The organism is Empedobacter brevis NBRC 14943 = ATCC 43319, assembly GCF_000382425.1.
Taxonomy (GTDB): Bacteria; Bacteroidota; Bacteroidia; order Flavobacteriales; family Weeksellaceae; genus Empedobacter; species Empedobacter brevis.
In genome coordinates this window covers 194597-208866 of sequence record NZ_KB908294.1, presented here as the reverse complement: position 1 = coordinate 208866, position 14270 = coordinate 194597, and the positions used below count along the sequence as shown (strand labels likewise).

Here is a 14270-nt window from a genome sequence, read left to right as displayed (position 1 = left end):
ATTTAATTTTCTATCTGTTTTTAATAAAATTTAATTCAAATTATTCAACAACTGTTCCAAACTCATGTCGTCTTGAATCAAGACTTGACGAGCTTTACTTCCTTCAAAAGGACCAACAATTCCTGCCGCTTCTAATTGATCGATTAAACGTCCGGCACGGTTGTATCCTAATTTTAATTTACGTTGCAATAAAGATGCAGAACCTTGTTGATTCATGACAATTAATCTTGCCGCATCTTCAAATAAAGCATCACGATCCGATAAATCAACATCTAAAGATGAACCACTTTCTTCACCTACATATTCCGGTAAATGCATAGCATCTGGATATCCGCGTTGTTCGCCAATGAATTCAGTAATTTTATCAACTTCCGGTGTGTCAACAAAGGCACATTGCAAACGAACCAATTCATTTCCTGTTGTGTACAACATATCTCCTTTTCCAATCAATTGATCAGCTCCCGGAGAATCTAAAATTGTTCTAGAATCTATTTTTGAAGTTACACGGAAAGCTACACGACCCGGGAAGTTTGCTTTAATAGTTCCGGTAATCACATTTACAGATGGACGTTGAGTGGCAACAATTAAATGTATACCAACGGCTCGTGCCAATTGAGCCAAACGCGCAATAGGCAATTCAACCTCTTTACCTGCAGTCATGATTAAATCAGCAAACTCATCCACGATTAAAACAATATAAGGAAGAAATCGATGTCCGGCTTCCGGGTTTAATTTACGTTGTTTAAATTTTGCATTGTACTCTTTGATGTTACGGACAAAAGCATTTTTAAGTAATTCGTAACGGTCGTCCATTTCAATACAAAGCGAATTTAATGTATTAATTACTTTCGCATTGTCCGTAATAATAGCTTCTTCAGCATCTGGTAATTTTGCTAAATAGTGGCGTTCTATTTTAGAATAAAGGGTTAATTCGACTTTTTTAGGGTCAACCATCACAAACTTTAATTCTGATGGGTGCTTTTTGTAGATTAAAGACGCAATAATTGCATTCAATCCTACCGATTTACCTTGTCCCGTTGCACCAGCCATTAATAAGTGCGGCATTTTAGCTAAATCTGCTACAAAAGTTTCATTTGTGATTGTTTTACCAAAAGCGATAGGCAATTCCATTTCAGCATGCTGAAATTTCTGGGAAGCAATAACAGAATGCATCGACACCATTGAGGGGTTTGAATTGGGAACTTCAATACCGATTGTTCCTTTTCCGGGAATAGGGGCAATGATACGAATACCAAGAGCAGCCAAACTTAAGGCAATATCATCTTCAAGGTTTTTAATTTTAGAAATACGAACTCCGGCTTGAGGAACAATTTCGTAAAGCGTTACAGTAGGACCAATAGTTGCTGTAATTTGAGAGATACCAATTCCATAGTTTGCTAAGGTTTCGATAATCTTATTTTTGTTCAGTTCTAATTCCTTCTGATCAATTAACGTATTTCCGTTATCATATTTTCTCAATAGAGAAAGAGGTGGGAATTGATAATTAGGTAGATCCAAACGTTGGTTATATTCGCCTTGCTCTTCAACTAGTCGTGCAGAAGTTGCTTCAAATTCTTCTTCTTCATCAATGTGTTGAACTTTTAATTCGAGATTCGTTGGTATTTCTTCAGAAATAACTTCTTGTGTATTTATTTCAAAAGCCGGGGTAAAATCAATAGCATCGTTTTCTTCATCTAAATCTTCCACAACCAAAGGTGTGATATTAAGAGGTGTTTCTTCCAACTGCTCTTCAGCTTGAGGTGGATGAACAGTAAAATCCTGTTGAAATGGTTCGTTAGGATTTAGAGTATGTGGTTGAACTGTTTCTTCAACCAAGTCTAATTCTTCAATCAAATCTTTTTCTTGTTGTTTCTCAGCTTCTTTATTGAATTGATTAATCTTATCCTGTTCTTCTTTTTCTTTACGTTGTCTTAGTTCGAGTTGTTCTTTTTTGATTCGTTGTTGTTCTTTCTCAATCCGTTCAAGTTCTTTTTGCTTTGCGCGTTCTTCCATCTTTTCTTGTATAGATTGATAAGTCATTCTGAAATGAATGACACAATAAATCAATAAACTAACGAATAATAATAAAATTACGCCCCACTTTCCAATAAAACTATTTAAAAAATCATTGACTTCAAATCCCATTACCCCGCAAAGCATATGTTGACCGGGAAAAGCACATCCGAAAAAAATCGGCAACCAAATCATGAAAAATATACTTTGATAAAGTGTTGTAAACGGTTTAATTTTTTTCCAATTGGTTGCGACTTTAATCCCTAAAAGGATAAAGAAAACCGGAACAAAAAATGAAACAATTCCAATTCCTTGCAAAATAAATGTTTCGCCTAGTAGAGCCCCAAACTTTCCGAAGATGTTTTCTGCAGTTTCGCTTTTGTCTAATAGATCGGAGATCTGACTTTGATCCATTAAACCATTAAAAAAATAAGATAAAAATGAAACAAACAATAACAATCCAAGTACTAAAAATAGAATACCTATAATTGTTTTTATGATTTGCTTTTTAGGCGTTTTAGGTGTTTCCTGAGTGTTTTTTATAGCCATTTTAAGGTTGAGTATAATTGAGGCAAAAATAATAAATCTTTGACAGACGAATCTAACGAAAAGTATTTAAATTTACTAAAATTGCAACGGTTTTTAACTCAATTCGCTATAGGTTTTTATTTTTTGCATGATTATCTTTCCAAATCAGATTTCCTTTGTGCATTAAACCTACGGTTGGAGACATTCTGGCAACAGCTTCCGCGGAACAACTTGCATCAATTAAAACAAGACTTGCTTCATCCCCTGCTTTAGGCCATTGCATGGATCCGTTGTTATCTAATGGAACAATATTTTTTGTAGCAAAACCTAAAGTTCTTGATAAATCATATTCGGTTTCCCAGCTATACAAATCAGCAATTAGATTTGCTTTTTGTAACATGTTTCCTGTACCAAAGGTACTCCAGTAATCTTGTACATTATCATTTCCAATCAATACTTCGACGCCGTTTTTTACTAGCGTTGGAATAGGCATTTCAACTTTATTTCGGAATGGAACTGATGAGACAATCCCTATTTTTGCTTCTGCTAATTTTTCAGCTATCTTTTGCGTTTCATTTTTCGATAAATGTGCCAGGGCAAAGGCATGACTTATATAGGTTTTTCCTCTCAGGTCAGGGTTTCTCAATGTTTGATCAATCAGATATTCAATTGTACGCATGCCTTCTTTTCCACTGTCATGTAAGTGAATATCAATTCCTTTTTTATTGTCTAAAGCTAATTGAATTGTAAAATCAATTGCTTTTTCAATATTTTGATCAATACTAAAAGGATCTAATCCTCCAACAAAAGCAACATTGTCCAATTGTGCAGCTTCTTTCATTAGTGAAGCTGAATCTGTGTAATATAAACCATGTTGAGGAAAAGCAACTAATTCTGCACTGAAAGTTTCTTTCTTGTTTTCTAATGCTTTTTCTAAATTTTCTAATGATCGAAGACCGGAAGTCGTTTCGACGTTAAAATGTGTTCGGCCAAAGGTAGTTCCATGATTTTGTAATGAATTGATAAGTAATTCTGCTCGTTCAACAGATGTTTTTAACAATTCCGGAATAATTTCCTGCTCGTAAGCAATCATATCTGCAACAGTTCGACGTTTTGGTGAAAGTGCTTGCCAAGGCAGTCCGTACAAAGTTTTGTCTAGATGCACGTGCATATCCTTGAAAGCAGGTAACATTAATAGACCTTTTGCGTCTATTGTATTTGTAGCTAATTTGTTATTCGTACTTATTTTTTCAATTTCACCATTTTTTATTTCAACAGAAAACAAATCTGTTTTTGTACCAATAATTCCGGATTCATCTTCAAGAAAGCCTGTTTCCAACCGTACATTTTTTAAGGTGTAATTTCCTTCTGAGTGGGCTATATAATTTGTTTGCATGATGATTTATGATTTAATTATGGTTACGATTTCCTTGTAACCTCTTTGTTGTGCATGTTGCAAAGGTGTTATTCCATCACGGTCCGGAATATCCATTTTCGCACCGGCATCTTTTAATATCTGAACAATTTGTTGATATTTTTTGCTTCCGTCGCCCAAAATAATAGCTTCCATCAATCCTGTCCATCCCAATCGGTTGACATGATCTATAGGATAATTTTTAGTGTTTGCGAGCAGTTTTACCGTTTCTATATGTCCACGTTCGCAAGCTGGAATTAATGCAGAACCGTTGTAACGGTTGAAAACATCGAAACGAGCACCATGATTCAAAAATAACTGAACCAATTCAGTTTGTCCACTGGTACCGGCGTATAAAAAAGGACTATCCAGATTATCGGCTTGTTGATTAACATCTGCTCCGTATTTAACCAGTAATTTAGCCATTTCGATATTCGTTTTATTGGTTGCAATTAATAATAAAGAACGGCGACTGTTATCAGTTGTGTTTACGTCTGCACCATTTTCTAATGCTTTTCTAACAGCTTGTATATCGTTATTTTTGACTGCATTCAAAATATCTTTTTCATTCATAATTTCTGTATTTGAATTTTCTGTTGGAGTAGAATAGCATGAAGTGACCGTTGCTATCATAGCCATTAATGTTAAAACTGTTTTCATAATCACATATTTTTTAAAGAATGAAATACTGAATTAAAAGTTCAGTTAATAAATGATGTTTCCTTTTATAATTAAAGAACGAACAGGAGATATTCTTGAGACTGCTTCTGCAGAACAACTGGCATCTATCAAAATGATATTCGCATCACCTCCTTCTTTTGGCCATTGTTGTACACCTTTGTCATCCAAAGGAATTGGTCCTGTTGTTGCCAACTTCAACATCCTTGATAAACCAAATTCTGAGGTTTGACCATACAATTGAGCAGCAAGATTTGCCTTTTGTAAAACACTTCCTGTTCCCATTGTATTCCAATAATCAACAATGCTATCGTTACCTGTCATTACATTTACATTGTGTTTAAGTAAGGTAGGGATTGGCATGACGAGACTTCCGAATGGAATAGTAGACACAATTCCAATCTGAGCAGCTCCTAATTGTTCGGCAATAGCTTCTTGTTTTGTTTTGTCCAAAGTGGCTAATGCAAAAGAATGACTGACGAAAGTTTTACCTTTTAATTGAGGATTTTCGTTTACTTTTTTGATTAAATAATTAATTGTGTCATGGCCGGACTTTCCAGATTCGTGCAAATGAATATCAATTCCTTTGTTATGATCTATAGCTAATTGAATCGTCGCATCCATTGTTTTTTCGATTGCGCCATCCACATTTGTAGGATCTAAACCTCCAATGTAGTCAATATTCATTTTTGCAGCTTCTTTCATATATGGAAGAGAATCTGTATAAAACAAACCATGTTGGGGAAAGGCAACTAATTCGGCACCGAAAGAATCTTTTTTATTCGCTAAAGCGATTTCTAAATTCTTCAATGAATCTAATTTAGAAGTCGGTTCAATATTGACATGACTACGGGCAAATCCAGTTCCGTACGATTGTAATAATTCAATTAATTTTTCAGCTTTATAAGTCGATTTTTTTAGCATTTCAGGTAATACTTTTTGCTCCAATTCGATCATTCCTTTAATTCCTCCTGAACGACGAACTGCACGCCATCTATCTGCGTACAAGGTTTTGTCTAAATGAATGTGCATGTCTTTGAAAGATGGTAACATCAACAGGCCTTTCGCATCAATAGCTTTTGCATTCAATTGATTTGGACTAATTTTTTTGATTTTTCCATTTGCAATTTCAATCGTAAAAAGATCTGTTTTTGTCCCAATGATTTCATCATTTTCATATTCGAAACCAGTTTCCAAACGAACATTTTTTAATGTAAAATTTCTTGGTTTTGTAAGGTCAGTTTTATCTAATTGAAAATCTGGTGCTGCTTGTAAAAATCCAGGTAAAAAAGAAAAACCTGCTAATCCTAAAGCTGAATTTTTAAGAAAATCTTTACGAGATATATTGTTATTCATTATGATCTTTAATTTGTTTAGAACAAAGTACTTGAAATAATGTTTATTAGAATATTACAAAAACTGCAGATACTTGTAAGATTTATAAATAAATCTTTTATCAGTGTGAATAATCTATTTTTGAATTCGAAATTGAGTAGGTGTGCTACCTGTTTGAGCTTTAAAGAAATTAGAAAAATAGGCATGATCAGAAAAACCTAATTCATAAGCAATTTCTTTGATCGAAAGATGATCTGATTTTAAGAGTCTTTTAGCTTCTATATACACTCGTTGTTGAATAAGTTGAGTAGCCGAAACTTTTAAATGTTTTTTGCACAAAATATTCAGGTAATTAGCAGAAATATGTAATTTATCAGCATAAAAAGCTACAGACTTCTCTTCTTTGTAAAATTCATCAATTAGCATATTAAATTTAGCTAATCTGGGATTGGATTGATAAACTTTAAATTCGGTAAAAATATGTTCCGCTTCTTTACTTACGATTGCAGCAATAACAGCTGCTCGTGCATGAATTAAATGGACCAACGAGTTTTCTGATTTTAATTCTTCTTTAATGGCATCAAATTCATACATCAATTTCGAGAAAGCCTCGTCTGATAATTTGATGACAGGATGATTTTGGTAATTGGTAAATGAGAAACGGAAATATGGCGCAAATTGTTCGAAAAATGATCGTTCCGTCATCAATTGATAACCAATTGTTCCGTCATTGATAGCCCACTTATGCATTTGTCCCGGGAACAAAACATGTATTTCCCGATTTCCAATCGGGTAATCTTTAGAATCTATACTATGTGTGCCTGAAGCTTTGTCAAAAAGTATAATGACAAAGAAATCGTGCTTGTGCGGTTTATCTATATGTCGTTCGCCGTGCAATTCGTTAAACAATAATTCGTCTCGACCAGCAAGCTGTCCTTGTCGAAAACCTTGTATACTGATGATAGGTATTGAATCTTGACTTTCGGAATTTTGCATTTTATTAGAAATTAAGAAAGAATTAGAATAATGTCCGGAATAATTTATAATTTTTTACTTGTGGAATTTATAAAAAAAATCGGAATTGAGCGGTGAGAATTGAAAGAATTTTTATTAGAAAGTTAAAACCATTATATTTGCAATTGTATGGAAAATTTTGTTGTTTCAGCCAGAAAATATCGCCCGCTAAATTTTGAAGATGTAGTAGGACAAGCGTCTATTACAAATACTTTGGAACAGGCGATAAAGTCAAACCAATTGCCACAAGCTCTTTTATTTTGTGGACCAAGAGGAGTAGGAAAAACAACATGCGCACGAATTTTGGCGCGCAAAATCAATGAAGAAAATGGTGTAGAAGGTGATCAGGATTTTGCGTTCAATATTTTTGAATTAGATGCAGCTTCAAACAATTCGGTTGACGATATTCGAAATTTGATAGATCAGGTTCGTATTGTTCCACAGATAGGAAAGTATCGTGTGTACATTATTGATGAGGTTCATATGTTGTCTACAGCTGCTTTCAATGCTTTTTTGAAAACGTTGGAAGAACCGCCTGCGCATGCTATTTTTATTTTGGCGACTACAGAAAAACATAAGATTATTCCTACAATTCTTTCTCGTTGTCAGATTTACGATTTCAAACGAATAGGAGTTGAAGAAATCAAAGGTCATTTGAAAAATGTCGCAGGAAAAGAACAGGTGACATTTGAGGATGATGCCTTACATTTGATTGCACAAAAAGCAGATGGAGCCTTGCGCGACTCATTGTCAATTTTTGATAGAATGGCAACTTTTACGAATAAAAACTTAACGTATTCTTCAGTTGCCGAAAACTTAAATGTTCTGGATTACGATTATTATTTCAAGATGACAGATGCTTGTTTGGAAAATGATATTCCACAAGCAATGTTACAATTGAATGATATTTTGAATAAAGGGTTTGATGCTCATCTTTTTATATGCGGTTTAGGTGCTCATTTTCGAGATTTATTGATGGCAAAAACTGCGAATACAGTAAGTTTATTGGAGGTGGGAGAACGAATAAAAGCAAAATATTTGGAGCATGCACAAAAATGTTCAGCAGTGTTTTTATTTGGAGCAATTGAAATTTGTAATGAAGCAGATTTAAATTATAAATCGAGTAAGAATCCACGTTTGACAGTTGAAATTGCCTTAATGCAATTGGCCTCTTTGACAGCAGAAGAAAATGGGCTTAAAAAAAAAAGTATAGAATAGTTCCACCTACATTTTATTTTTCGGAACAACAAGAACATTCAAAAGTCACTGATCCTCAGGTTCAACAAATTACTTCGGTTCAAATCAATGAACAACATTTATCATCGTCGGTTTCTCACGTAAACAAAACGTTGATCTCTGATGAAATCAAAGAATATACGCGTGCTGCTAAACCAATTAAGGCAAATAGAAGTTCCTCATTTAGTTTGAAAATGGCTTTACCTGGCGCAAAGGTAGAAGAACATCAAGAAGAAATTTTACGGAATGATTTGCCTCGGGAAGAATTCACTCTCGAGCAAGTAAAAGAAGGTTGGAAGCGGTTCTTGGATCGATTAAAAATTGAACATAATATTCCGTCATACAATGCTTTGATGACTACAAATCTTGATTTGGCAGGGGATGAAGTGATTTTTGAGTTTACTTCACATTCATCAAAACAAGAGTTTGAAGAGTATAAAGATAGAATTAGAAATAGCCTGAGGGTGTTTCTTAAGAATCACTATTTTACGATACAAATTAAGTTTTCGGAAAAAGAAGCAGAGAATCATATTTTATCCAATAAAGAGAAATTTGAGAAATTATTAGATAAAAACCCCATTTTGTTAAAATTAAAAGAAGAATTTGGGTTAGATTTGTATGATTAATGAAAGTTTCTTATTAAACTTGCAATAAATTTTTATAAATAATGAAAAAAGTTCTTTTAGGGATTTTTGTTGTTGCGTCGTTAGCGTCTTGTAACAAAGGAAAATCTGTAGACAAATTAGAAAATGACGATCAAAAAGCGTCATATGCATTTGGTACTGGGCTTGGAGAGCAAATCAAAGGTCTTGGAGGGCGATTAGTTGAGACAGATAGTATCAACTATGATCAATTAGAAAAAGGGATCAGAGATTATTTAAAAGCTGGAAAAGAAAGTAGAGAATCATATGCTATTGGTCAGCAAGTTGGTCAACAAATTGAGACGGTTATCAACCAACAACAATTGGATCAAATGGACAAAGATATTATTGTTCAAGGGATTATGGATGTTGTACGTCACAAAAAATTGTTGATTACACAAGAAGCCGGAATGGGTATTTTGGATACTTATGCAAAAAATAACCAACAAAAATTAGTGAAGAAAAATTCAGATGAATCTGCTAAATTAGTAGAAGAAAAGAAAAAATCTTCAGGTGCTAAATCAACTGCTTCAGGACTAGTTTATGTGGTAGAGAAAGAAGGAAATGGTGCAAAGCCAACTATAAATAGTATTGTTAAAGTAAAATACACTGGTAAAATTTTAGCTACTGGTAAAACGTTTGATAGTACAGATAAAAACCCGGAAGCAAAAGGAGGTGTTGAATTTCCTTTGAGCCAAGTTATTCCTGGATGGTCAGAAGGGTTACAGTTAATGTCTAAAGGAGCTAAATACAAATTCTATATTCCTGCTAACTTAGGTTACGGTGAAATGGGAGCGCCAGGTGGACAAATTGGACCAAACCAAGCATTAGAGTTCGAAGTAGAGTTGGTAGACTTTAAAGAAGGACAAGCTGCTCCGCAAGGACAGCCAGGTGCGCAAGGTCAAGGTTTATCAGAAGAGCAAATCAAAGAGTTGCAAAAACAATTTGAAGCCCAAGCTCAACAAGGTAAATAATCTTAGATTACATATAAATAAAAAATCCCACTCCATGAGTGGGATTTTTTATTTATAGATTATTATTTTAAATAATTAAAAATCTGATTTGCTTCGACAGAACCTTTTTTGATGGTGATTAAGTTTTTATCCTTATCAAATAAATAGAAGGTAGGAATGGATGTTGGCTGAAAAATAGGACCGAACTCGTAGTTTGAATCATATAATAACTCAACATTTTTATTGTCAACAAATTTTGGGGCATGTTGCTTTAAGAAAGGTAAAACATCTTTTGCTTCATACTCTGAGACCAGAATAACTTGTGTGTTTTTTAAATGTTCGTCGTAATTATTATTAAAATGATTCAGCGCCAATTGGCAATGAATACATGTTGGCGAAAATAGTGCGATTAATGTTTGTTTTCCTTTTTTGATATCTTTTGAATTAAAAATTCCATCAGATTGCATTTTAACAAAAGAAAATTCGGGAATTGTTTTTAAGGTGTTTTCTGTTTGTGCAAATGAAAAAACGGAACAGAAAAATATCAATAAAGCAGTAAGTTTTGTTTTCATATATTTCAAAATAATTTTGAGGGAAGTTAAGCCAATTCTACAATAAATAAAAGCGACAGTTTATAAAACTGCCGCTTTCCTATTTTAAAATGCTAAAAATATGTTTTAACTCTGAGAAAAATTAGAATTTAAATACAATTTGTCCGGCCATATTGAATGGATCAATTTGGTTGATGTATCCACCACGATAATATGAGTTATATCCGATTTCGTCTGTAATGTTATTAAAGAATAAACGGAAATCAAATCTTTTTAATGAATAACCAACTTGAGCATTAAGCGTTGTGTATTCTGGCATTAAGAATGGTTTTACACCTGGTGTTGTATTGTGTAAAAATGTTTTTTGAGCGTATTCGTTTACAGGGCGAGAACCTACATAATATACACCTGCAGATAAGGAAAGTCCATCAACAAATGAGTTTGTGTTTTGGAATTTGTATTGTATCCAGGCATTGGCTGTATTGTATGGAGCGTTCATTGGTCGAGATCCATTTACATAAGCAGGAGAATCTTCGTATGTAGCATCTAAATAAGCATATCCTAATAAGACTTGTAAATTAGGTAATATACGTCCAGAAATATCAAATTCAATTCCTTTGCGGTTAAGATTACCAGCTAAACCATAGTATCCAGTTGCATTACCTGCATCATTAAGAACTTGATAAGAAAGATTTTCATTTTTCATATCAAAATATGTAACATTTGCTCTGAAACGATCGTTGAACCATGATGTTTTTACTCCTGTTTCAAATTGTTTTGTTCTTGATGTTCCAACTGTTCCTCCTTGTTCTAATGGATTTGTTGCACTTCTTAAACTTGAAGTTGTTGTATACGAACCGAAAATGTTTATATTTTTTGTAGGAGAAAGCATTAAACCAATCATAGGATCTAAAACATCTTTAGAATTAACTCCGGAATATGACCATCTCAATGCCCCAACAACTTTCACATAATCTGTTATACTAAGATGATGTTGTGTCATAAAACCATAGTAATATCCTTCATCAAGGGGAGAAGAAGTGTTAATATTTAGTTGACTCCAATCAAAATTAGAAGGCATAGTATTGTCAATTGTTCCTAATACATTTTCAATGTTTTTACCAGGAACAGGAATAGATGTTGTATAAATAGGATCTCCGTTTTGATCTTTTCTTCCGGTATCTATTTGAGCACTTCTTGAATCTACACGATATGTTGTGTAATCATATCCTGCTTGCCAATTCCATGTTAATATTCCTGATTTAAATTCTTTCCCCATTACATCAATCTGAATAGTTGAATTTCTATCGTTACGGGTAGATCGGCTTAAACTTCTTGAACGTTGATTATATAAAGTTTCACCATCCTTTTTGATTAATCCTAATCCTGTTCCTTGCTGATCTCTGTCATTATAAGAAGCATAATATGCAGCGCGAACACTAATCTTATCTGTCAAATTTCTAGTAGCTCGAAGTGAGTAAGTAATTGCTTCGCTCTTATCAAAATCAGTATTAAAACCTAAGAATCGATGTCCCATATTAGCTAAAGCTTGTACGTCATCTCCGGCTAAGTTAACAGTTCCTCTGTCTGGTACTCCGTCAAAATCTAAATAATCCATTTCTGCGATTACTTCTGTTTTTTCATCAGGTCTCCATGCTACAGAAGGTTGGATATAAAATCTTTTACTGTTGACAACATCTCTATAACTATCAGCTTGTTGGTAGGCACCATTTATTCTAAAAGCAAATGTTTTTGCTTCATCAACAACACGTTGAACATCAAATGTTGTACGGATTTGATTCCAAGATCCAACACGCAATCCAATGTTTCCAGAATTATTAAATCGAGGTGTTTTAGTAACTAAATTTATAACACCACCAGCAGAACCTAATCCGTTTCCTACACCTTGTGTAATAGCTGCAGAACCTTTTATAACTTGGATAGATTCAATTCCTTGCATATCAGAAATTGCTCCAGCTGTTCTAAAATCAGAATCTTGTCTCACTCCATTTCTTAATACAGGAGTTCCACGATATCCACGAATAGACATTGATTCACGGTTTCCTCCATAAGAACCAAACAACGTGACACCAGGGACATTACGAGCTGCATCTGTAATGGTTAGAGCTCCTTGTTCTTCAATTAATTTTTCTGAAATTGTAGATATAGTTTGTATTTGTTGATTTGGCGAAACAGGAAAACGGGTAATAGCTTCTAACCCTCTTTGTTTTTTATTTCGGTCTCCAAAAATTTCAACTTCTTGTAAATTATTGATAGAATCTTTCTTCTCCTTAGTTGTTTCCTGTGCAAAAGCAGCTGAAAAACTAAGTAAAGTAAGTGTTGCGAGTAGAAGTTTATTCCTTTTCATATGTTATCTATATTTAATCTAAATAAATTAATGGTGCAAATTTAATTAGACTTAGTATAAATAAAAAAAATAAATCGGCTGATAGTTATCACCTATAGCCGATTTGTTAAATATTTTAAGAAAATGTTACTTATTCAAAGAAAGAAAAATGTACGTTTCCGTATTTTTTATGCTGAATGAAATTGGGATGATCTTCAAAAGAAATACCTGAAGGATGTTCTAATACAAAGTTTCCTCCTTCTTCTAACCATTGATTATCCATGATGAGATGAGGAATTTTTTTGTAGGTTTCTTCATCTAAATCGTAAGGAGGATCAGCAAAAATGATATCAAACTTTTTAATAGGTCTTTTGTCCAGGTATTTAATCACATCACTTTTTACAGTGGAAATCACATCATCTAACTTTAACTGTTTTGCTGTATCATCTAAAAATTTTACACAGCCATAAAAATTATCGACAGACGTTACTTTTTTTGCTCCTCGCGAAGCAAATTCTAACGAAATACTTCCTATTCCTGAAAATAAATCTAAGACGGTAATCTCGTCAAAATACCATTCGTTGTTTAATATATTAAATAAAGCTTCTTTCGCGAAGTCTGTTGTAGGGCGCACCGGTAAGTTAGTTGGTGCTGTGATTCTTTTTCCTTTTAATGTTCCTGAAATGATTCGCATTCGAATAATTTATATAATGTAAAATATAGTCCAAGTTGTTTGTCTTCTTCGTTGAACGAAATATGACGAACGTACTTTTTTAACGTTTCGTAATAATCGGGCGAATTTAATAAATCGCCAAAAGCATATAAAGAAACCGTATTTGGACTAATATTTAATTGATTTAATGTATACAAAATGTAAAACAAAAAGTCTTCTTTCGTTTTTGTTTCAAATAGATTATAAAAAATAAATTCTCCATTGCGCAACACACAAACTTCTAATTTTTGATGCATTAAATTGATATAAATTTCATCGTTTTTCGAGTTGATCATTCCGTAATCAATCAAAAATTTACCCGAATGGTACAAACGTGCATTTTGCAAGTTAGGTAACGTAAGTAAAATATCTTTCAGCGGATAATGAATATTATAGATAATCGAAGCTTCTACATTTTCTAACGGACAATCTATCGCCAATTCGACCGGATTGTAATTAGAAAGTGATAATAATTCTTCGAAAGGTTTACGTGAAAATTGATTCGGAACAAGATTTATCGTCGTGGATAAAAAACAAATATGGACAAAATCGTACTCTTGTAATAACGTCAAATTTGAGCGCAATTCATGTTCAATTTCAATCTCCGTTTTGTTAAGATTTGTAAAATCCACGGAATAGTCATAAACATCCGAAAACGAAGTCGATTCTCCGTCGGTTGTTTTGGTAATATAACTAAGCATATCGTGTGATAGTAAAATCGCTAACGAACGTTGAGTTGTTTTTGACATAAATTTTTCTTTATCCTTGGATTTTTAACTCGCTGATTAAGATGTAAATTAATCCTAATGAAATCAAAAATAACAAAATTTTGAACGCAATCTTCATAC

General features: G+C 33.4%; 12 protein-coding genes. 3 read left to right on the top strand and 9 right to left on the bottom strand.

Annotated features, from left to right (window positions below; all coding sequences use genetic code 11):
- Positions 1-30: 30 nt before the first annotated feature.
- The 5 genes from H277_RS0108095 to H277_RS0108075 form a co-directional block, all read right to left on the bottom strand.
- Positions 31-2562: an FtsK/SpoIIIE family DNA translocase gene (locus H277_RS0108095; protein ID WP_019975083.1), complete on the bottom strand. Its 2532-nt coding sequence runs from the start codon at positions 2560-2562 to the stop codon at positions 31-33.
- Between the two features lie 106 nt (positions 2563-2668).
- Complete coding sequence (locus H277_RS0108090; protein WP_019975082.1) at positions 2669-3937, bottom strand: amidohydrolase; 1269 nt, start codon at positions 3935-3937, stop codon at positions 2669-2671.
- A gap of 6 nt (positions 3938-3943) precedes the next feature.
- Positions 3944-4615, bottom strand: a complete 672-nt coding sequence (locus H277_RS0108085; RefSeq protein ID WP_019975081.1) for an ankyrin repeat domain-containing protein — start codon at positions 4613-4615, stop codon at positions 3944-3946.
- 45 nt (positions 4616-4660) lie between these two features.
- Complete coding sequence (locus tag H277_RS0108080) at positions 4661-5989, bottom strand: amidohydrolase (protein WP_019975080.1); 1329 nt, start codon at positions 5987-5989, stop codon at positions 4661-4663.
- Positions 5990-6103: 114 nt separating this feature from the next.
- Complete coding sequence (locus H277_RS0108075; protein WP_019975079.1) at positions 6104-6964, bottom strand: helix-turn-helix domain-containing protein; 861 nt, start codon at positions 6962-6964, stop codon at positions 6104-6106.
- 147 nt (positions 6965-7111) lie between these two features.
- Between H277_RS0108075 and dnaX the strand changes: the two genes are divergently transcribed.
- From dnaX to H277_RS0108060, 3 genes are all read left to right on the top strand, one after another.
- Positions 7112-8200, top strand: coding sequence for a DNA polymerase III subunit gamma/tau (gene dnaX, locus H277_RS20190; RefSeq protein WP_019975078.1), 1089 nt, complete (start codon positions 7112-7114; stop codon positions 8198-8200).
- A 131-nt stretch (positions 8201-8331) separates the two neighbouring features.
- Complete coding sequence (locus tag H277_RS20185; RefSeq protein ID WP_019975077.1) at positions 8332-8844, top strand: hypothetical protein; 513 nt, start codon at positions 8332-8334, stop codon at positions 8842-8844.
- 41 nt (positions 8845-8885) lie between these two features.
- Positions 8886-9833 (top strand): FKBP-type peptidyl-prolyl cis-trans isomerase, encoded by a 948-nt coding sequence (locus tag H277_RS0108060; RefSeq protein ID WP_019975076.1) that lies wholly within the window; start codon positions 8886-8888, stop codon positions 9831-9833.
- 62 nt (positions 9834-9895) lie between these two features.
- Here the strand turns inward: H277_RS0108060 and H277_RS0108055 are convergent, their stop codons facing one another.
- The 4 genes from H277_RS0108055 to H277_RS0108040 form a co-directional block, all read right to left on the bottom strand.
- Entirely contained in the window at positions 9896-10384 is a 489-nt protein-coding gene (locus tag H277_RS0108055; protein ID WP_019975075.1) for a TlpA family protein disulfide reductase, read from the bottom strand.
- A gap of 121 nt (positions 10385-10505) precedes the next feature.
- The gene (locus tag H277_RS0108050; RefSeq protein WP_019975074.1) at positions 10506-12731 is read right to left on the bottom strand and encodes a TonB-dependent siderophore receptor; all 2226 of its coding nucleotides are present in this window, start codon (positions 12729-12731) and stop codon (positions 10506-10508) included.
- A 130-nt stretch (positions 12732-12861) separates the two neighbouring features.
- Entirely contained in the window at positions 12862-13404 is a 543-nt protein-coding gene (locus H277_RS0108045) for an RsmD family RNA methyltransferase (protein WP_019975073.1), read from the bottom strand.
- Positions 13380-14171, bottom strand: coding sequence for a DUF3822 family protein (locus H277_RS0108040; RefSeq protein ID WP_019975072.1), 792 nt, complete (start codon positions 14169-14171; stop codon positions 13380-13382). The genes H277_RS0108045 and H277_RS0108040 overlap by 25 nt, the downstream gene beginning before the upstream one ends.
- Positions 14172-14270: the final 99 nt, after the last annotated feature.